Consider the following 21362-nt stretch of genomic DNA (forward strand, 5'->3'; position numbering starts at 1 on the left):
CACATAAAAGAGATAGGCTGAACCGTTCAACGTTCGATAAGGTGCCGCTCGCCAAATCGCGAACGGGGAGGGGCAGCCTCCTACGGGAAGATTGATGCGTTATGTACAAAGGGATGGCTCTGTCTCGAGCGAGCGGAGTGCCCGTTGAACGAGATGGGGAAATGGATGGCGAGAGGAATACGATGGAAGATTGCGAAGGCTATCGCCTGCGCGTGTGCAGTCGTGGGCCTGAGCGTATCGCCCGCAATCGCCCATGCGGCTGAAGGGGATTACCAGATCTACCCGACGCCGCACACGGTGACATATGCAAACGGCGAGGTTCCACTCAGCGACACCATCACCACGGTTGTCGAGGGTGGTATCGATGCGGACACCGTAACGCGCATGAACGAGGCGCTCGACCTCAAAGGGCTCAAGGCCGCTCAGGGCGCTTCGGTTCCCACAGGCGGCAGTGAAACGTCGCTGCTTGTGGGTATTAAGGGCTCCAAGGGCGCGGTCGACAGTCATGTCGAGAAGCTCGTAAAGGAGGGTAAGCTCTCCTATACGGACGGTCTGTTCGACAAGACCGATAGCTACATGCTGGCATCGCTGCCGGCAAGCAGCACGGGTTCCAACCAGATCATCGTGCTGGGCAAGGATACGGACGCCGCATACTACGGCCTTACGACGCTGTATCAAATCCTCCAGCAGGTAGAAGGCAAGACGCTTCGCGCCTTTACTGCCTCGGATTACGCGGACGTGACCACGCGCGGCTTTATCGAGGGCTACTACGGAAACCCGTGGAGCACCGAGGATCGCGTGAGCCTGATGGAGTGGGGTGGCTACTATAAGCTCAATGCCTACTTCTACGCGCCCAAGGATGATCCCAAACACAACGCCAAGTGGCGCGAACTATACACCGAAGACGAGCTGCGCGACAAGATCGAGCCCCTTGCCAAGGCGGGCAACGAGTCCAAGTGTCGCTTTGTCTTCGCGCTGCATCCGTTCATGAGCAACCCGATCACGCCTGCGAACTACGACGAGTCCGTGAAGGTCCTCAAGCAAAAGTTCACCCAGGTCATGGATCACGGGGTTCGCCAGATCGCGATCCTGGCGGACGATGCGGGTAACCAGGGCAAGGATCTGTACATCAAGCTCTGCAAAGAGATGACCGACTGGCTGCATGAGCAGCAGAAGGCCAAGAATGCGGACGGTGCGGTCAAGTATCCCGGCCTTAAGGACACGCTCATCTTCTGCCCGGTGAACTACATGGGTAATGGTGAGGATTGGTACAGGCAGCTTCCCGAGAACGTCCAGGTCATCAATACCGGTGGACGCGTGTGGGGCAAGATTGACAACAGCTTCGCCTCGACGTTCCAGAAGAACTCCGGCGTTGCCCCCTTCATGTGGATCAACTGGCCCTGCTCCGATAACGACAAGGACGCCCTCCACATGGGTGGGCACAACAACTTCCTGGGTTCCGACCTCAAGCCGGGTCAGGTCAAGGGCGTTGTCATCAACCCCATGCAGCAGTCCGAGCCTTCCAAGCAGGGCATTTTCATGAACGCGGACTTCACCTGGAACCTCTGGGAGTCCGAGGCCCATGCCGATGACACCTGGGAGAACTCCTTTAGTTACATCGATCACAATTCGCCGATTCCCACCGAGGGCTCTAACGCGCTGCATGACCTCTCTGAGCATATGAAGCGTATGTACGGCGGCGGCGCTACGTGGGAGAACGGCGAGTCCGCGGATATCAAGGACGAGCTCAACGACTTCGTTGCCAAGCTTGCCGCCGACACGGTGACTGTCGAGGATTGCGACAAGATGATCGCCGTCTTCGAGGAGATCCAGAAGGACTCCAAGACGTTCCGCGAGCAGGCGGGCACTCCGGCGATGCTTGAGCAGATGACGCCCTGGGTCGACACATTCGACGGCATCACCCGTGCCGCCATCACCGAGCTGAATGCCGTCAAGGCTTCCATCGGCGGTAGCGCCAACGAGCTCATCACGCTGTTCGCCGAGGGCACCTCAGCGCTCGAGGCCGCGAACAACAATCAGCTGTGGTACATCGACCACTACGAGAAGGCTCGCGTGGGCAAGGCGTACATCACGCCCACAGTCAACGCGCTGAACGACTATGTGGCTGAGAAGGCAACACTCGCCGCTGACCCGGACGCGGTGGTAACCAAGCTGGTGACCAACCGAACCGACACGCCCGAGGGCAGCAAAGATGCCGTCTTTGACGGTGATCCCGCCACGGGTGCCGAGTATCGTTCTCCGAACAAGGTATCCAAGGACGATTACTTTGGCATGATGCAGACCAAGCCGTTCGACCTCGATACCGTGACGTTTGTTCAGGGCACCGGCAAGAACTTCTTCGACTGCAGCAAGGTCCAGTATCTCAAGGATGGTGAGTGGCGCGACGTTCCGAATGCTCAGGAATACACCACGAGCACCGTCGCGGTGACCGATCTTGGCCTCAAGCAGGTCGACGGCGTACGCCTGGTTGCCGTTCGCGATAATAAGCTCGACGCTTGGCCCACCATCAACGAGATCATGGTCAACCAGAAGGTCGAGACGAGCGGCATGTTCACCGGTACGGTAACGCTCGCTAAACAAGAAACGGCGGATACCTCCAAGCCGCTGCAGAACGCCTCCGACGGCAAGGACACCGAGGCGTGGTTCACGCACAAGGCCGCCGAGCCGAACAAGGACGACAGTACCGTCAAGGACGCGGCCGTCATCGTTACGTTCGACATGCGCAAGACCATCGATGCCATCGTGTTCCAGCAGGGCGTGAGCCAGGCGGGCGATGTCATCGACGAGGGCACGGCGTACTATCAGGACACCAATGGTGCCTGGCAGCCGGCCGGTGCCATCACGAGTGAGACGAATCAGGTCGTCAAGCTGAGTGCCCCGGTTGAGGCCAAGGCCATCAAGGTCGTGAACAACAAGGACAAGAAGATTTGGTGGCGCGTGGCCGACCTGCACGCGACCTGCGGCATGTCCGCGGCTACGCAGGCCATTTCCACCAACATGCCCGTGTATACCACAAACAGCATTGATCGTGCCATCGACGGTAATGATTCGACGCAGTTCTGGAGCAGCCGCAACACGGCCGCGAACGACTGGGTCATGCTGAACTTCGGCGAGAGCAAGTTCATCGACTCGGTACGCATGCTCCAGGGCGAGGGCGACCGCTTCACGGCTTCCAAGCTCTACTACACCACTGATGAGCAGCCCAAGCAGGACGGCAATTGGACCGAGATTGCCACGCTCGGCAGCGCGGCAGACCAAACGGCCACCTTCAACCGCGTCGAGGCCACCGGCATCAAGGTCGTTGCCACCGCGGCTACGGCGAATTGGTTCCAGCTCTTTGAGCTCCAGGCGTTCGAAAAGTTCTCCTACACCAAGGACAACTTCTACGCCTCGTTCGACCTAGCAGACGTTCAGCTCACCGCTCGTGTGGGTGACGGCACGTTCAAGACGACCGACGGCGCGGTGGCCCTCCCCACGAAGGGCGATGTGTTCGCGCTCGACCTCGGTTCCATCCGCCGCGACATCAAGGTTGCCAACCTGGACCAGCAGACGCTCTCCAGCGCCGAGGCTGTGTATTCTCAGAACGGTCTTGAGTGGATTCCTGTCGAGGGCTCCAACGTGGAGCGCGCACGCTATGTGGGCTTCCGCGCTATGGGAGACAAGGCAACCGTGACCCTCAAGGGTTTTGAGGGCTCCTATCTCAACTCCCTTGCGCCCACGTTGGTGAAGAGCGATCTTCCCGGCAATCAGACGCTGGATGCCTCCAGGGTCTTCGACGGCGATGTGACCACGGCCACCAAGTCTTCCGGTGCTCCTGCCAAGGGCAGCACCGTCGTGTTCGATTTGGGTCAGGCCCGTACGATCAACTCGATTGAGTACTTCGTGCCCGAGGCCAGCCTCGACTTCATCCGCAATGCGGTTGTTGAGGTCGCCGACGCGCCCGACGCCGCCGATGCGGATTGGAAGCTCGTCCTCGACATCAACAGCGATGGTAAGATCGCCGACCCCGGCACGCAGTCGACGGCCAAGGAAGCCGGTTGGCTCACGCACTCCAGCGAGACCCCCGGAAACATGTTCATCGAAGCGAAGGACCTCGACCTGAGCGGTCGTTACCTGCGCATCCGCTTTACCGAGGCATATCCGAATCGCTGGGTCGAGATCGGTGAGCTGCGCATCAACAAGGGGGGATACGTTTCCACCTATGCTGGTGGCGACTTTGAGTCCACGGTGATGGAGCAGCAGGGCAAGACTCCGCAGAACCTAATCGACAAGAACCTGCTTACCGCGTGGACACCGCAGGGATCCGAGGCTGGTTCGCTCACCTACCACGTTTCCGCTCCGCTCAAGGCCGATGGCACGCCGCTCCAAGGCGTCCGCATCGTCTCCCATGGCAAGCCGAGCAATGTGACGGTGAAGGCGGTCCTCTACACCGACGATACGTACAGCACGACCACGACGGTCGAGCTGGGTGTCGACAACAAGGTGCTGAAGGAGTTCAGCTTCGGAAAGCTCAAGAACGACGGTCGCGCGCTCGCGGAGTACACTGCGGTGAAGGACCTCGTGTTCGAGTGGGCTGAGGGCACGACGCCCCAGATTTCCGAGATCTACCTGCTGGGCGCGCTCTCCGGTATGGATTCCGATCTCATCGCCGAGCTACAGGAGACGGTCGATGCCGCGGGCCAGCAGGACACGAGCGCCTGGACCACTGACTCCATCAATGCGCTGAACGCCGCCGTGGAGCAGGCGAAGGATGCGATTGCGCACCCCGAGAGCCTGACTGCCGACCAAGTTGAAGACATCAAGGCCGCTATCGAGACCGCGCTGAACAGTCCGGTCCTCAAGTACACGGGCACGGAGCTCTCCGAGCTGGTGAACGGAGCGATCACGGATGGCTCTCGGTACACGGATGAGACCTGGCAGGCATATGGCGAGGCTCTCGCGGCAGCCAAGGTTGGACTTGAGAAGGGAGACAATCTTTCCCAGGCCGAGGCTGAGCAGCTGGTGAGCGCCCTTAAGGCGGCTCGCGATGGACTGAAACTCAAGGGCGAATCCGGAAACGGTGGCAGTGGCGGCGGAAACAACGGCGGCAGCGGCGCTGGCAACGGTGCCGATACCGGCACCGGTTCTCCCCAGACCAAGCCGAATGGCGGTCTGCCGGCTACGGGCGATTCCTCGCTGATCCCCGTCATCGCGCTGGGAGCCCTTGGCGCCATCGTGGTCATCGCCGGTATCGCGATGGTTGTTCGCCGCAGAGGAGGGAAGTAGGTCCACGCCTTTCACCCACCAAATGTGTGCATTGACCGACTGATTGCCCCGTCTATCGGATGGGCCGCAGGCGCCACGGTGGCGACCCCGTGCCCGTGAAACAATGCTAATGGCATGTATTGTGCCCGGTGCTCCAATCAGGGGCGCCGGGCACTCTCATAGAAAGGCCCTCCAATGGCGCTCTCGCTCAAAGACCTCGGGAAGATTGACCGCATGTACACGCCCTTGGGCGGCCGTTACATCATGGCGCTCGACTCGGGGACCACATCGGTGCGCGCGATCATCGTCGACGAGTACGACTGCGTGGTTGCCCAGGCGTCGCGCCACATCAAGACCATGTATCCGCGCTCTGGATGGGTCGAGCAAGACCCTATGGAGATCCTCGCCTCTCAGATTGCCGTCATGATGGAGGTGCAGTTCAAAAGCGGCATCCACTCGGATCGCATTGCGGCAATCGGTATTACCAACCAGCGGGAGACCATGGTGGTGTGGGATCGCGACTCTGGTCAACCTATCCACAACGCCATCGTGTGGCAATGCCGCCGTACCGCCGGCATCACCGACGCCCTCATCGCCGAGGGTGTGTCGGACACCATTCGGAGCAAGACGGGACTCATGCCCGATCCGTACTTCTCGGGCACCAAGATCAAGTGGATCCTCGACAACGTCGATGGTGCCCGCGCCGCCGCCGATGCGGGAGAGCTGATGTTCGGCACCATCGACACGTGGCTCATCTACAACCTCACGGGAGGCGCGGTTCACGCCACCGACTACACCAACGCCAGCCGCACCATGCTGTTCAACATCCACACGCTCGAATGGGACGATGAACTCCTCAAGATACTGGACGTTCCGCGCTCTATGCTTCCCGAGGTGCGCTGGAGTTCAGATGGTTACGGGAGTGTGTCGAACGAGATTATGACCTACGGGCCATCGATCACGGGCGTGGCGGGCGACCAGCAGGCGTCGCTGTTCGGCCATTGCTGTTTTGAGCCCGGTTGCACCAAGAACACCTACGGCACCGGATGTTTCATGCTCATGAACACCGGCGAGGCGTGTGTTGCCTCCGAACATGGTTTGGTCTCGACCATCGGCATCGCCCATGCCGGCAAGATCTCCTACGCCCTCGAAGGATCTATTTTCCACGCCGGCGCGACGGTGCAATGGCTGCGCGATAAACTCGGCTTGATTTCCAGCACCAAGGAGGCGTCCGATCTGTGCCGTCATCTTGACGACAACGGCGGTTGTTATCTGGTTCCGGCATTCAGCGGCCTGGGAGCTCCATGGTGGGATCCTGATGCCCGAGGCCTGATTTGCGGTTTGACGGGTGCGAGCGATCGCGCCACGCTCGTGCGTGCCGCGTGCGAGTCGATGGCATACCAGAGCTTTGACGTACTGCGCTCCATGGAGCGCGATGCGGGCGTGAAGATAGAGACCCTTTCGGTGGACGGGGGAGCTTCGCGCAACGACTTTATCATGCAATTCCAGGCCGACCTTCTGGGCATTCCAGTGGTTCAGACGGAAAATGTGGAGACTACGGCGCTTGGCGCGGCATATCTCGCCGGTCTTGCGGTTGGATATTGGGAGGATCTCGATGACCTGGAGCAAAACCGCGTGCCCGGCAAGAGGTTCGACCCCAGTGCATCTGAGGAGGTCGTGGCGCGCAGCCTCTCTGGATGGCACGATGCGGTCGCGCGTGCCCGTTCACGTTAAGGACGCACGTTCCCTGCGAACCTGCTAGAGTGAAACCGTTGCATTCAACAGTTGAAAGGACGTGCACGATGCGTGTCGCCATTGCCTCCGATCATGGTGGATTTGAGCAAAAAGAAGCCCTGGCGAGCTACTTGACCGAGGAGCTGGGTTGCGAGGTCGCCGATATGGGCCCCGACTCCGATGCTTCCGTCGATTATCCCGACTATGCCGTGAAGGTCGCGCAGGCGGTCTCGGCCGGCGAGGCGGATCGCGGCGTGCTGGTGTGTGGCACCGGCATCGGCATGGCGCTCGCCGCCGATAAAGTAGCCGGCGTTCGCGCCTCGTCCATCACATCGGTTCCGTTTGCCGAACTCTTCCGCCAGCACAATAACGGTAACGTCGTGTGCCTGTCGGGCCGTTTTGTTGACATCGACGTCAACAAGGAAATCGTCAAGACGTTCCTCGAGACGGAGTTTGAAGGCGGTCGCCATGAGGCCCGCGTGGCCAAAGTCATGGCGCTTGACTAGATAGGAGGACGATATGTCCGTATCATTTGACAGCAGCCGCGTCACGCTGGTTGACCATCCGCTCGTCCAGCACAAGCTGACAATCATGCGCGACGAGCGCACCGGTTCGAAACAGTTCCGCGAGCTCGTTAAGGAGCTCGCCCTGTTTGAGGGCTATGAGGCCACGAGAGATTTCCCGCTTGAAGATGCTCCCGTAAAGACGCCGATTTGCGCCACCACGGGCAAGCAGATCGCTGGGCGCAAGGTTGCCATTGTTCCGATCCTGCGTGCCGGATTGGGCATGGTGGACGGCCTACTTGAGCTCATCCCCGCTGCCCGCGTTGGTCATGTGGGCATGTACCGCGACGAAGTGACGCACGCGCCGCACGAGTACTACGCTAAGCTTCCCGCCGACGCCGAGCAGCGTACGTGCTTGGTGGTCGATCCCATGCTCGCCACGGGCGGCTCCGCCACGGCGGCGATTGACTACCTGCGTGGTCAAGGCGTGAAGGACGTGCGTCTGCTCGTGTTGGTTGCCGCTCCCGAGGGTATCAAGACGGTGCTCGACCACGATCCCGATGTTCGCCTGTACACGTGTTCCATCGACGAGGGCCTTAACGACGCGGCATACATCGTTCCCGGTCTCGGCGATGCCGGAGACCGCATCTTCGGCACTCTGTAGGGTCTCGCGCGTGCCATTGGGGCACGTTTCGGTGCGGTAACGCGGTGCGTTTTGACGGCGCACCGCGTTTTTGTTTGGGTTAAAATAAACAACAAACGCCCCAATATGTTCTCAAATTTAATGAACGAATGTCGTATTGTGAACAAATGTCCATAAACATCATCCGGTTGTACGATTTTACTTGCGCGGGGATTATTGAGCGATATACTGCGAAGCACTGGTATTCGCAAGGTCGTGCGTTGCCGCATCAAACTGCATGTATGTGCAGGTTTGGAACTTGTGGCACGCGCATTCCACGTGAATGTCCCGCAGCGGAAGGGTAGCCGATGCTTGCAGTTGGGATGGGCTTAGGGGTCGCAACGTTCGCCCCCTTATTCGCGGTCGTGCTTTTGGCGCGGTCGGGGCGCCTTAAACCAACGGTAGGCAGGGGGATGGCCGCACTGGGTGTCTCCTTTGCTTTTGCCATGGCGGCATTTGCCTTGGTTTGGATGTCCGTTCCGCAGGACTTGCCGGTGGTCGCGGTCGGGTTCCTCATGGGGTTCCTGGTCATGTGGGCGGTACTTGCCGCCAAAACGATGAGTCACTGACTCTAGGAGGGTTAGCGCATGGAAGCGTTTGAGAAGCTGCCGGGCGAGATCAACCACCTCGTGTCGAGCTTCAGCTCGATACCCGTCGTGGGCGACTTGATGCACGGCGTGACCCAGTATTCATTCTGGCTCATCGTGTCTTCGATCGTCTTACTTGTCATTATGTTCGCGTTCGCCAAGCGCGTCGCCGTAGTTCCGCACGGCAGGTTTGCCAACGCGATCGAATTTGTGATCGAGTACCTTGAGAACGACGTGGGAATCGGCATCTTGGGCAAGGAGTCCTGGCGTCGTCACCTGCCGTTCTTGGGAACGTTGTTCATGTTCATCGTGGTCAACAACATCATCGGCATCATTCCCGGTATGAAGCCGGGTACGGGCACGATTTCCACCACCGCGGCCCTCGCACTCGTCGCGTTCGTGTACTTCGTTTGGGTGGGCATGAAGAACCACGGCGTGTGGGGCTACATCAAAAGCCTCGCGCCCAAGGGGGTCATGTTTCCGCTCAACATACTTATTTGGGTGATCGAGGTCATCTCCACGCTGCTGCGACCCATCACGCTGGCGGTTCGTCTGTTCTGCAATATGTTCGCAGGCCATATCGTTCTGGGCTCCTTTGCGCTTATGGTTTCGCTGTTCGCGGAGCCGCTCATTGCCGAGTTCAGCGCCGCCAACGCCCTTGGCGCTCTGCCGTCCCTTGCGTTCGCGGCAATCCTATTTGTGATTTACGCCATCGAGATCTTCGTCGGCGTGATTCAGGCATACGTGTTCACCGTTCTCACCGCCGTGTACATCCAGGGCGCAGAGGCCGAAGGGCACTAGCCATACGTGTAGGGGTACCCTGCGTGCGGTTCGAGCCGTGCGCTTGAGATAGGTATCGTGATCAAGGTGCGCCACGAAGGCGCGCGATCTCAAGGAGGAATTGTGGGAGTTATCGGTTACGGTCTTGGTGTTATCGGTGCAGGCCTCGCTATCGGCCTCGCTGCATATGGCGTTGCGAGCGCCATGGCGCGTCAGCCTGAGGTTCAGGACCGCGTGTTCACCGTCTTCATCATGGGCTCGGCTTTCGCCGAGGCTCTGGCCCTGATCGGCTTCGTCGTCGCACTGGTTGTCAAATAGGCCGGGTCCTCGCAAGAGTACCGGGCGATACGTCCCGAGGGGGAAGTCATGAAAAACGTTGAACGCGCAGGTGTCGCGCTTGGGGCCTTCGCCTCGGTGCTTCTCACGCCCACCTTGGCTTTTGCCGAGGGAACCGAGTCCGGTGGCGCGGATATCCTGATCCCCAAGATGGCGGAGTTCGTTCCCGCGCTCCTCATCTTCCTGATCATCTGGTTCCTCTTGGCCAAGTTCGTGTGGCCCAAGGTCATCTCCGTTCTCGATGCCCGCGAGCACAAGATCGAGGACAGCATCGAGGAAGCCGACGCCACCAAGGCTGAGGCTGCCGAGATTCGCGACGAGGCGGACGCCATTGTCGCCGAGGCGCGCCGCAAGGCGTCCGAGATCGTCCTTGAGGCCCGCGGTGACGCAGAGAAGGAGCGCGCTCGCATCGTCGCCGCCGCTCACGCGGAGGCCGAGGACATCATCGCCAAGGCGCACGATCGCGCTGATGACGAGATGAAGCGCTCCCTTGCGTCCGCCACCGACACCATCGCCAAGGTCTCTGTCGCCGTGGCAGGCAAGATCGTGGGCGACACACTCGCCAGCGATGAAGCCAAGCAGCGTGAGCTCATCAAGAAGTACCTTGCGGAAGTGGGTACCATCAATGGTCGATAAGGATATCAGCGAGCGTTTCGAAAAGCGCAAGCTCGAGACGTACGCCCGCACGCTGCTCGAGGCGGCTAAGAACGAGGATCGAGTCTACGAGAACCTCGCCCCCCTCAAGGCCGAGGCAGATGCGAGCCCCGAGGTCCTTTCCGTCCTGTCTCAGATGGCCGTCAATGGCGACTTGGACAAGTTGGCCGACGTCCTCGATCTCTACAGTGAGATGGCCGATGGCGACCAGCAGACGGTCGGCGTGACCGTCACCACGGCGGTGCCGCTCGACAACGAGTTGCGCGCGCTGATCACGCAGAAGTGCGAGCTTGACCTGGGCTGCAACGTGTTTTTGATCGAGCGCGTCGACCCGTCCATCATCGGTGGCTTGATCATCTCCGCGCAGGGGCGTCGTCGTGACGCGTCGGTGCGTCACCAGCTTGAGCAGGCCCGAAAGGTCATGACTCAGTCAGTTAAGAATTCGGAGGTATAGCCAATGTCCGAGGCAATTACTGCCGAGAACATCGAGCAAGTCCTACAGCAGCGCCTGTTCGACCTGTCGGCTACCGTCGATACCCAAGAAGTATCCCACGTAGCCGAGGTGGGCGATGGTATCGCCCACGTCTTCGGTCTCAAGAGCGCGATGGCAGGTGAGCTCCTTGAGTTCACGAGCTCCATCACGGGCCGTACGGTGTACGGCCTGGCTCAGAACCTCGATCGCGATGAGGTCGGCGCGGTCCTGTTCGGCGAGGTCGATTCCATTAAAGAAGGCGACCAGTGCCGCACGACCGGCCGCGTCATGGACATCCCTGTGGGCCGTGGCATGCTCGGCCGCGTGGTTAATCCGCTCGGCCAGCCCATCGATGGCAAGGGCAGCATCGGCCAGACGTCGCGTCGACCCATTGAGTTCAAGGCTCCCGGCGTTATCGAGCGTACCCCGGTATGCGAGCCCATGCAGACGGGCCTGCTTGCCGTCGACGCGATGATCCCGATTGGCCGTGGCCAGCGCGAGCTCATCATCGGCGATCGTAAGACGGGCAAGACCGCCATCGCCGTCGACGCCATCATCAACCAGCGCGGCAAGGGCGTGATCTGCGTGTACGTCGCTATTGGCCAGAAGGCCTCGACGGTCGCCGCGATTCGCGAGATGCTCGCCGCACACGGTGCGCTCGAGTACACGGTCATCGTGTCCGCCACCGCTGCCGATTCGGCCCCGTTGCAGTACATCGCGCCTATGGCAGGCGCCGCCATTGGCGAGTACTTCATGTACAACGGCGAGGACGGCCGTCCCGCCAGCGCCACCAACCCCGGCGGTCACGTCCTGGTCGTGTACGACGACCTGTCCAAGCAGGCCGTCGCCTACCGTCAGATGTCGCTTACGCTGCGTCGTCCCCCGGGACGCGAGGCGTACCCCGGCGACATCTTCTACCTGCACTCTCGTCTGCTCGAGCGCGCCTGCAAGCTCTCCGAGGAGAACGGCGGTGGCTCCCTCACGGCTCTGCCGATCATCGAGACGCAGGATGGCGACGTCTCCGCGTACATTCCGACCAACGTCATCTCGATTACCGATGGTCAGATCTACCTGCAGTCCGAACTGTTCCACCAGGGTCAGCGCCCCGCAGTCGACGTGGGCATCTCCGTGTCCCGCGTTGGTGGTTCGGCTCAGACCAAGGCCATGAAGCAGCAGGCGGGCAACTTGCGTCTCGATCTCGCGTCGTATCGTGAGCTCGCCGGCTTCATGCAGTTCGGCTCCGACCTCGACGCCACCACCCAAAAGCAGCTCACGCATGGTGCTCGTATGACCGAGCTCCTCAAGCAGGGTCGCTATAAGGCATTGGACGTTACGGAGCAGGTCGCCGTTCTGTACGCCGGTAACAAGGGCTACCTGGACGATATGGACCTCGCCGACGTCGTGCCGTTCCGTGACGGCCTCGTGGATTACCTCGAGGGCGCCCACCGCAAGCTGCTCGAGAGCTTCCGCACCGTCAAGATGGACGATGCGATGGCATCCCAGCTCGAGACGGCGATCCGTGATTATAAGAGTCAGTTCCTGGCCTCCCGTGAGTCCCAGGCGTCGAGTGCCTCCGCGCTCGACGGCGAAGCAGGAGAGAACTAGGCCCCATGGCTAACCTCCGCGACATAAAAAAGCGCATCAACTCGGTCTCCACGACCCAGCAGATTACGCGCACGATGGAAATGGTGGCTACGGCTAAGATCGCTCGCGCGCTCCAGCGCGAGAAGGATTCCGAGCCGTATGCCGCCGCCATCACGGACGTCATGCTGACCGTTGCGCAGGATTCGTCGGTCGATGTCTCCAACCCACTGCTCGTCGACCCCGAGGTTTACGAGCGAGCGCTGGTGATTGTGATCAGCTCCGACCGCGGCTTGGCCGGCGGCTACAACGTACAGGTGGAGCGCGCCGCCGAGCAGCGCATCAAGCACTTCTATCGCCACGGTGCGAAAGAGGTCGAGCTCATCACCTGTGGACGCAAGGCGACGGAGTTCTTCCGCAAATACCCCAACAAGGTGATGGCAATCGTCGGTGAGTCCGACGACCCCACGATCGAGAATGCGCGTATCGTCGCGAATTACGTGATCGATGCGTATTCCCAGGGGCATCTTGGCCGCGTGGACATCGTCTACTTCCATGCCAAGAACCGCGTGGAGCAGGTGCTTCGTCTCGAGCGCATTCTGCCGCTCGACCAGCTGGTGCTGCAGACCGCCCGTGGCCCGCGCGCGAACGAGAACGAGGCGCCTACGGGCCTCTCGTCGCCCTTCGAGTTCGTGCCTTCCGCTGACCATGTGCTGAGCAAGCTCATTCCGAGCTACGTCCTCACCATCGTCCATCAGGCGATGATCGACTCGGCGGCAGCCGAGCAGGGAGCCCGCCGCAAGTCCATGCACTCCGCGACGGAGAACGCCACCGCCATCATCGCCGACCTCTCGCGCACCTATAACCGTGTACGCCAGGCTTCCATCACCACCGAGATCAACGAGATCGTGGGCGGAGCCGCTGCATTGGAGGAGAACTAATGGCAGATACCATCGCTGTGGACTCCACGCCCACCGCGGGCGTCGGGCGCATCACGCGCATCATCGGCGCCGTCGTGGACGTTAAGTTCAAGGGCGGCGTGCCGAACATCTACAACGCCCTCACTGTCGACGTGGACACGCCCGTCGGCCACATCAACACCATCCTCGAGGTCGAGAGCCAGCTGCCCGGCGATGTCGTGCGCTGCGTCGCCATGACTTCCACCGACGGCTTGCAGCGCGGCCTCGAGGTCGTCGACACGGGCGCCCCTATGCAGATGCCGGTGGGTAAGGGCACGCTCGGTCGCATCTGGAACGTCATGGGCGAACCCGTCGACGGCAAGGAGATGCCCGAGGTGGACGCGTACTACCCGATCCATCACCCGGCCCCTTCGTTCGACCAGCTCACCACGCAGACCGAGATCTTCGAGACCGGCATCAAGGCCGTTGACCTGCTCGAGCCCTACATCCGTGGCGGCAAGACGGGTCTGTTCGGTGGCGCCGGCGTTGGCAAGACGGTGCTTATTCAGGAGCTCATCAACAACCTCGCCCAAGAGCATGGCGGCACTTCGGTGTTCACCGGCGTTGGCGAGCGTACCCGCGAGGGTACCGACCTGTACCTCGAGATGAGCGAGTCGGGCGTTATCGACAAGACCTGCCTGGTCTACGGTCAGATGAACGAGCCTCCGGGAGCCCGTCTGCGCATCGGCCTGGCCGGCCTTACCGAGGCTGAGTACTTCCGCGATCGCGGTCAGGATGTGCTGCTGTTCATCGACAACATCTTCCGTTTCTCCCAGGCCGGTTCCGAGGTCTCGGCGCTTCTTGGCCGTATGCCCTCCGCCGTCGGTTACCAGCCCACCCTGGCTACCGAGATGGGCGACCTGCAGGAGCGCATTACCTCCACTAAGACCGGTTCCATCACCTCGGTTCAGGCCGTTTACGTTCCCGCCGACGACCTGACCGACCCCGCGCCCGCCACGACGTTCACCCACTTGGACGCCACGACGGTTCTCTCCCGCTCCATCTCCTCGCTGGGCCTGTTCCCGGCAATCGATCCGCTGGCCTCCACTTCCGACGCGCTCGATCCCGCGATCATCGGCGAGGAGCACTACCGCGTGGCCGTGCGCGTCCAGGAGATCTTGCAGGAGTACTCCGACCTTCAGGACATCATCGCCATTCTCGGTATGGACGAGCTCTCCGATGAGCAGCGCCTTACTGTGAACCGCGCTCGTAAGATCCAGCAGTTCCTGTCCCAGTCCTTCCACGTCGCCGAGAAGTTCACCGGCAACCCGGGCGTCTACGTGCGCGTCGAGGACACGGTTCGCTCCTTTGCCGCCATCATCGACGGCGAGTGCGACGATCTGCCCGAGCAGGCGTTCCGTTACGCCGGCACCATCGACGACGTGCGCGAGCGCGCCGCCAAGATGGGGGCGTAGGACATGGCCATGCAGTTGCGCATCGTCTGCCCCGAGGAGTGCGTGTTCGAGGGCCCGGTTGCCTACGTGGCCGTTCCCACGACTGTCGGCGAGTTCGGCATCTTGCCACACCATGCGAGCGAGATTTGCACGATTGATGGCGGACGGATTCGCGTCTCCGAGTCGCAGATGGGCGTGACCGACCGCGTCTTCGCGGTCACCGATGGATATGTCCAGGTTGCGAATGACGAGGTCATCGTGCTTGCTGAGCGCGCCCTTGATATCGAAAAGGTCGACGCCGAAGAAGTCTCCGCCCAGATGGCCGGTTTTGAAGACGAGCTGGGGAAAATGTCGGAGAATGATGCACGCCGTGCGTACCTCTATAATGAAATCGCATGGTGCAAGCTGCTGCTATCCCAATAGGGTCAGTGGCGACGCGTTTGACGCGCACAGTTTATGACATCGTGCCCGGGGCGACCCGGGCATGTTTTTTGAAAGGGAAGCGCTTGGATATCATCCGCGTTGAGGGCGGGCACGCAATTGAGGGCCGCGTCGTCGTTTCGGGAGCCAAGAACTCAGCGCTCAAGCTCATGGCCGCCACGTTGCTGGCGCCCGGTGCCACGACGCTCGAGAATGTCCCCAATATTTCCGATGTTCATGTGATGGGCAAGGTGCTCAAGCGCATGGGCGCCACGATCGATGTGCTTGATGAGCATACGCTGCGCATCGACACGTCTGCGGTCGACTCATATGAGGCTCCCTATGACTTGGTTGCCAAGATGCGCGCGTCGACTGCCGTGATGGGCCCCCTGCTCGGCAGATTCGGTAAGGCCAAGATTGCCATGCCCGGTGGCTGCAACCTTGGCGCCCGCAAGATCGACATGCACATTCTCGGACTCGAGGCGCTTGGCGTTTCGTTCGATACCGACCACGGCTACATCCACGCTACAGCACCGAACGGACTTAAGGGTACGTCCGTCACGCTTGAGTTCGCCAGCGTTGGCGCTACGGAGAACCTCATCATGGCCTCGGTTAAAGCCAAGGGCACGACGGTGATTGACAACGCCGCTCGTGAACCGGAAATCGTAGACCTCGCCAACATGCTCAACGAGATGGGTGCCCGCATCATTGGTGCCGGCACCCCGGTTGTCACCATCGAGGGCGTCGAGGAGCTATGCCCCGTGACGCATCGCGTGGTGGGTGACCGCATCGAGGCCGGAACCTTCATCGTCGCCGGCGCGCTCGCCGCCGGTCCCGCCGGAATCGAGGTTCTCGGCTTCAATCCGCATCACTTGGGGATGGTCCTCAAGAAATTCGAGAGCATGGGTGTGTGCATCGAGCGCATAGAGCAGGGCGTGCGCGTCCAACGCTGCGAGCGATTTGCCCCTGTTGACATTCAAACCTTGCCGTTCCCCGGGTTCCCCACCGACATGCAGGCTCAGGTCATGGTGCTTTCCGCGCTCGCCGACGGTAACTCCATCATCACCGAGAACATCTTTGAGAACCGCTTTATGTTTGCCTCTGAGCTCGTCCGTATGGGCGCGGACATTCGTGTCGAGGGGCATCACGCCATGATCCACGGTGTTAAGGGCTTCTCCGGCGCGCAGGTTACATCCCCCGATCTTCGTGGCGGTGCCGCCCTGGCCATTGCCGGTCTTGTCGCAGAGGGCTATACGGAGGTGTCCGCTATCCACCATATCGATCGCGGATACGAGCGGTTTGTCGACAAGCTACGCGGGCTGGGCGCCACAGTGGAACGCCTCTCCCTTCCCGATCCCATTGATGACTAACAATTGAGTGCAGGTGTCTATGAGCCGTCGTAAGAAGCCCATCCAGGAGGGACGTCGCCCCTCAACCGGAGCGAGCAGCCGCATCTATAGCCGTGAGAACGTTGGCCGGTATTCCGAACGTGCCCGCCAGCGCCGTCGTGGCCGCATGGTCAAGCGCGGCGTGCTGGGCGGCCTGTTGGCGGTGCTGCTCGTGGGCGTGGTTGGGGTCGGCGCCTGGTTCGTTCGAGTAACGGGAAACCTCTCCGGCAACGGAGTGCTCGGCGAGGGCATCCGGATGATTTTGAACGACTCCGACGTCGCTCGTGAGCCGTTTTACATCCTGCTGCTCGGCACTGACGGTCGCCCGGGCGAAGATACGTACCGCTCCGACTCGATTATCCTCGCCCGCGTCGATCCCACTGAGAAGCAGGCGACGCTCATCTCCATCCCGCGTGACACGATGGTGGTCTATAACGGCGAGACGATGAAGATCAACGCCACCCACTCTGTTGACGGCCCGGAGGGCGTTGTGAAGGCGGTCAATCAGCTGTGTTTTGGTGGCGAGCAGAAGATCTCCCACTACGCCGAGATCAACTTCGAGGGCATGGAACAGCTTATCGATGCGGTGGGCGGCATCGACCTCAACGCGACCGAGGAGGTCGATGATCCCGAGCATCTCGATATCAAGATCGAAACGGGATATCAGCATATGGACGGCGCCACGGCACTCACCTACGCGCGCTGCCGCTATACCTATGCCGATGGCGATTACACGCGCATGCGCCACCAGCGCCAGGTGCTCGCCGCCCTTGCTTCGAAGATTCTCAACGAGCTCGATGCAACGACGGTGATGGGCATTGTCGAGGCGCTCTCCGAGGTCGTCATGACCACGTTAAGCCCCCAAGATATCATCTCCGTTGCCAACGCGATGCGGGGCATGGACGTCGAAAATGACATGTACGTCGCCAACGTCCCCTCGTATGCCGATGATACGACCTACGTTAACGGTGTGAGCTACGTCTTTGTTTACGAGAGCAAGCTCGCCGATATGATGGAGAGGGTCGATGCGGGTGAGAACCCCCAGGGTCCGCAGACCAGTGGACAAGATACTTCAGGCGCCTCCACGGCGGGCGACATCTTGGGGTCGGCCACGTCTGATGGCGAGAACGAGGCGGAGTAGTGGCCGATGGTTCCACGCTGGGGGCGTCGACGTCGCCGGCCCTAACGCCAGCACCCTTTGACTCAGAAGCACCCCTGGCATACGCTGGGGGTGCTTTTCGTTTGTATCACGTTGCGCTACATGGCGCCGAGGAAAGGAATGCCCCCATGTCCGATGTGCTCGAGAGGTTCTTGCGGTACGTGCAAGTTGATACCCAGTCGGCAGACGAGCATTGCGATCGCGTCCCGTCAACGGAAATTCAGTTTGACTTGGCGCATATGGTTGCGGAAGAGCTGCGCGGGATGGGTGCCCGCGACGTGACGGTGACGGACCATGCGTATGTGACCGCCTGGATTCCCGCAAGCTCGGGCTCCGAGGAGCGTCCGCGCCTCGGTCTGATTGCCCATCTCGATACCACGGAGCAGGCACCTGGTTTTGGCGTCAAGCCGCATGTGCTCACGTACCAGGGCGGTGACCTAGTGTGTGGTGTGGTGGACGGCGCTCCTGTTTCCATCGCCCCCAGTGTGCTTCCCGCTTTGAACGACCTTGTTGGACAGGACCTGGTCTGCACCGACGGAACGACGCTCTTGGGCGCCGACGACAAAGCGGGTGTCGCCGAGATCATGGCACTCTTCGCCGAGTTGTGCGCGCACCCCGAGACGCCTCATCCCGCCATCGGCGTCTGCCTGTGCCCCGACGAGGAGATTGGACACGGCGCTGAGCTGCTCGACATCGACGGGTTTGGGTGCACCTATGCGTATACCGTTGACGGCGGTCCTCTTGGTGAGCTTGAGTGGGAATGCTTCAACGCGGCAGAGGCTACCGTGAGCTTCCAAGGGTTCTCCATTCACCCCGGGGACGCGAAAGGACGCATGGTGAATGCCGGCGAGCTCTTCCACCGCTTCCATGGATTGCTGCCAGCAGCCCAACGCCCGGAGTATACCGAGGGCTACGAGGGCTTCTATTACCTGGAAGGCGTGAGTGCGACGGTCGAGCACGCGACGGCGCGTTACATCATCCGAGATCACGATGGCGAGAAATTCCAAGCGAAAATCGACCATCTGCTTTCCGCCGCCGCCTTTGTGAATGAGGAACAGGGGCGCGAGCGCGTGAAGGTCGAGATCAAGTACCAGTATCGCAACATGGCAGAGGTCGTGGCCGATTACCCCGAGCTTATCGATCAGGCGAAAAAAGCTTTTGAGGACGCCGGCGTCACCCCAAATGTCATCCCCATCCGCGGCGGTACGGACGGAGCACAGCTTTCGTTCCGCGGCCTGCCGTGTCCCAATTTGTCGACCGGAGCGTATTGCTGCCACGGCGTGAATGAGTTCATTCCCGTCCTCTCGCTCGAGAAGATGGTGGAGGTCCTCAAGCATCTGGTCGCCCGCTTCGCATAGCGGGCAGAGTCCGGCGCCGATGCGTTGCCGCCGGAAATGGTAGAGAAGGGAACAAACGCCATGGAGCATGACGAGTTCACAGCTGAGCCCCATCTGACGACGGCAAACGAGGACTATCTCGAGTGTATTGTTCGAATCGAGGGAGAGAACGGCGGAGAAGTCGAGGGTGGTATTCGTTCGGTAGACATCGCTCAGCGCCTTGAGGTGTCAAAGACATCGGTCAACAAGGCGATCACCGCGCTCAAAGCGCAGGGCATGGTCGAGCAATCTCACTATGGCAGAGTGCGTCTGACATCTCAGGGGCGCGAGATTGGCTCCGCCGTCTGGCGCCGTCATCGCATGTTGCGCGCCTTTCTCGCGGGCGAGCTCGGAGTCGACTTTGAGCGCGCCGATGCCGAAGCGTGTTTGATGGAGCACGCGCTCTCCGAGGACACGATGAATCGCTGGTTGGCCTATCTCGAATCGTCGGGAATCACCATAGAAGGGTAAGGCGAGATAGCGGACGACGGCCGCCCGCGTTGGGACGTGTTCCCAGCGCGGGCGATTGTTAGTTTGCGAGCCCCATCCTTACACTTTGCTTAGATTTCACCGCCTGCGGTTGGCGCGCCTTGGTTGGGGTATACCGAACAATGCATTGACGCGATGACATAATCACCGTAAGGGGTGCATACGCGCATGAGCGAAATAATACGATTTGGAACAGATGGCTGGCGTGCGCGCCTTGATGGTGATTTCACCAACGATAACGTGGTGCGAGTTGCAGATGCGGCGGGTGCTCTTTGGGCACGCCGCGCAGCTGGTGCGCTGGTGTATGTTGGGTACGATGCACGTCCTGGTGCACGTGAGTTTGCGCGCCTTGCAGGCAAGGTCCTTGCGGCGCACGGTCTGGCGGTCAAGGTTTCCGATAGGCACGTTCCCACGCCCGCGTTGGCGTGGACAGTCGCCCGGGATGACCGCGCTGTGGGCGGCTTGATGGTGACAGGTTCGCATAGCCCCGCAGACTATCAGGGAATCAAGCTGCGCATGGCGGATGGTGGTGTGGGGTCGGACGATTTCTACGAAGAACTACAGCGCATCATCGATTCCGATCCAACGCTTGCCCGCGGGGCAATCGCCGAGACGGACTTTCTTACGCGCTATTTAGACCATCTGTATGCAATGGTGGACACCGAGGCAATCGCTGCGGCGCAGTTACGGGTCGTATACGATCCGTTGTACGGATCGGCAAGTGGCTGCTTCGCCGATTTGCTGCGTGCCATGGGGGCTGATGTGACCGAGATCCATGGTTCGCCAGATGAAGAGACCGATGGAACCCATCCCGAGCCTATTGAGCCTTGGGTTGACGACTGCGAGCGCGAGGTTGTCGCGTGTGGCGCATGTGCGGGGCTTGTCAACGATGGGGATGGCGATCGCATTGGCGCGGTGGACGAACACGGCAGATTTGTGAATTCGCAAAAGGTCATAGCTCTCATTCTCGGTCACTTATGCCGCAACCGAGGATGGAACGGGCGCGTGGTGCTCAACACGACGTCGTCGATTCTCACGCGAAGGGTTGCACGTGAGCTGGGATGTAAGCTCTCCATAAAACCCGTTGGTTTCAAGCATATATATAGTGAGATGAAAAAACGGGACGTGTTGCTAGGGGGCGGAGAGTCAGGAGGTGTGGGCATTGCCCACCATATGCCGGAGCGCGATGGCCTTCTGGTCAACCTTCTTCTCTGTGAGGCGATGGCGGTGACGGGGAAGTCACTTGCGGAGCTTGTAGACGAGCTGGAAAGCTATTTCGGGCGGTATTACTATGCTCGCCGCGACCTTCGAATAGACCCGGAGATTGTCGAAATGCTCCGTACGGTCTTACCAGGACTCAACCCTCCGATGGTGGCAGGTCGAGTTCCGGTGCACGTGAGTCATATGGATGGGTTGCGGCTGGAGTTCGATGACGAATCGTGGATCCTGCTAAGGCCTTCCCAAACTGAACCGCTCATACGCGTATATGCAGAAGCGCAGACGATCGAAATGCGGGACGAACTGCTGGATGCGGGGATAGATCTCGCTCATGGCGAGTTTACATAGGAGCAAAGTTTCCCGCC

18 protein-coding genes are annotated in these 21362 nt (G+C 60.6%); all 18 read left to right on the top strand.

Annotation, left to right across the window (positions count from 1 at the left end):
• Nucleotides 1–165 precede the first annotated feature (165 nt).
• Nucleotides 166–5286, top strand: a complete 5121-nt coding sequence (locus ACX9NZ_RS08750; RefSeq protein ID WP_407496132.1) for a beta-N-acetylglucosaminidase domain-containing protein — start codon at nucleotides 166–168, stop codon at nucleotides 5284–5286.
• Nucleotides 5287–5460: 174 nt separating this feature from the next.
• Entirely contained in the window at nucleotides 5461–6999 is a 1539-nt protein-coding gene (gene glpK / locus ACX9NZ_RS08755; RefSeq protein ID WP_407496130.1) for a glycerol kinase GlpK, read from the top strand.
• 68 nt (nucleotides 7000–7067) lie between these two features.
• Nucleotides 7068–7505, top strand: a complete 438-nt coding sequence (gene rpiB, locus ACX9NZ_RS08760) for a ribose 5-phosphate isomerase B (RefSeq protein WP_294123593.1) — start codon at nucleotides 7068–7070, stop codon at nucleotides 7503–7505.
• A 13-nt stretch (nucleotides 7506–7518) separates the two neighbouring features.
• Nucleotides 7519–8166 (top strand): uracil phosphoribosyltransferase, encoded by a 648-nt coding sequence (upp, locus tag ACX9NZ_RS08765; protein ID WP_407496128.1) that lies wholly within the window; start codon nucleotides 7519–7521, stop codon nucleotides 8164–8166.
• A 431-nt stretch (nucleotides 8167–8597) separates the two neighbouring features.
• The gene (locus tag ACX9NZ_RS08770) at nucleotides 8598–8753 is read left to right on the top strand and encodes a hypothetical protein (protein WP_233546250.1); all 156 of its coding nucleotides are present in this window, start codon (nucleotides 8598–8600) and stop codon (nucleotides 8751–8753) included.
• 18 nt (nucleotides 8754–8771) lie between these two features.
• A complete protein-coding gene (gene atpB / locus ACX9NZ_RS08775; protein WP_294123595.1) occupies nucleotides 8772–9572 on the top strand; it encodes a F0F1 ATP synthase subunit A in 801 nt (266 codons plus the stop codon).
• Between the two features lie 102 nt (nucleotides 9573–9674).
• Nucleotides 9675–9869, top strand: a complete 195-nt coding sequence (locus ACX9NZ_RS08780) for an ATP synthase F0 subunit C (RefSeq protein ID WP_118654399.1) — start codon at nucleotides 9675–9677, stop codon at nucleotides 9867–9869.
• A 48-nt stretch (nucleotides 9870–9917) separates the two neighbouring features.
• Nucleotides 9918–10523, top strand: coding sequence for a F0F1 ATP synthase subunit B (atpF, locus tag ACX9NZ_RS08785; RefSeq protein WP_118654400.1), 606 nt, complete (start codon nucleotides 9918–9920; stop codon nucleotides 10521–10523).
• Entirely contained in the window at nucleotides 10513–10995 is a 483-nt protein-coding gene (locus ACX9NZ_RS08790; protein WP_118654401.1) for a F0F1 ATP synthase subunit delta, read from the top strand. Before atpF ends, ACX9NZ_RS08790 begins: the two co-directional genes overlap by 11 nt.
• A gap of 3 nt (nucleotides 10996–10998) precedes the next feature.
• The gene (gene atpA / locus ACX9NZ_RS08795) at nucleotides 10999–12618 is read left to right on the top strand and encodes a F0F1 ATP synthase subunit alpha (protein ID WP_118654402.1); all 1620 of its coding nucleotides are present in this window, start codon (nucleotides 10999–11001) and stop codon (nucleotides 12616–12618) included.
• A gap of 5 nt (nucleotides 12619–12623) precedes the next feature.
• Nucleotides 12624–13535, top strand: coding sequence for an ATP synthase F1 subunit gamma (atpG, locus tag ACX9NZ_RS08800; protein ID WP_294159140.1), 912 nt, complete (start codon nucleotides 12624–12626; stop codon nucleotides 13533–13535).
• Complete coding sequence (gene atpD / locus ACX9NZ_RS08805; RefSeq protein ID WP_407496124.1) at nucleotides 13535–14968, top strand: F0F1 ATP synthase subunit beta; 1434 nt, start codon at nucleotides 13535–13537, stop codon at nucleotides 14966–14968. Before atpG ends, atpD begins: the two co-directional genes overlap by 1 nt.
• A 3-nt stretch (nucleotides 14969–14971) precedes the next feature.
• Nucleotides 14972–15370, top strand: a complete 399-nt coding sequence (atpC, locus tag ACX9NZ_RS08810) for an ATP synthase F1 subunit epsilon (protein WP_199588944.1) — start codon at nucleotides 14972–14974, stop codon at nucleotides 15368–15370.
• Between the two features lie 83 nt (nucleotides 15371–15453).
• Complete coding sequence (murA, locus tag ACX9NZ_RS08815; RefSeq protein WP_118654405.1) at nucleotides 15454–16737, top strand: UDP-N-acetylglucosamine 1-carboxyvinyltransferase; 1284 nt, start codon at nucleotides 15454–15456, stop codon at nucleotides 16735–16737.
• 19 nt (nucleotides 16738–16756) lie between these two features.
• Nucleotides 16757–17896 (top strand): LCP family protein, encoded by a 1140-nt coding sequence (locus tag ACX9NZ_RS08820; RefSeq protein WP_118654406.1) that lies wholly within the window; start codon nucleotides 16757–16759, stop codon nucleotides 17894–17896.
• 146 nt (nucleotides 17897–18042) lie between these two features.
• On the top strand, nucleotides 18043–19272 hold the full coding sequence (gene pepT / locus ACX9NZ_RS08825; RefSeq protein WP_304291904.1) for a peptidase T: 1230 nt from the start codon (nucleotides 18043–18045) through the stop codon (nucleotides 19270–19272).
• Nucleotides 19273–19332: 60 nt separating this feature from the next.
• Nucleotides 19333–19761, top strand: a complete 429-nt coding sequence (locus tag ACX9NZ_RS08830) for a metal-dependent transcriptional regulator (RefSeq protein ID WP_317440558.1) — start codon at nucleotides 19333–19335, stop codon at nucleotides 19759–19761.
• Between the two features lie 186 nt (nucleotides 19762–19947).
• Nucleotides 19948–21345 carry a phosphohexomutase domain-containing protein gene (locus ACX9NZ_RS08835; protein ID WP_118654409.1) on the top strand — a complete coding sequence of 466 codons (1398 nt, stop codon included), beginning with the start codon at nucleotides 19948–19950 and terminating at the stop codon, nucleotides 21343–21345.
• Nucleotides 21346–21362 lie beyond the last annotated feature (17 nt).

This window comes from Collinsella sp. BM28 (assembly GCF_054551995.1).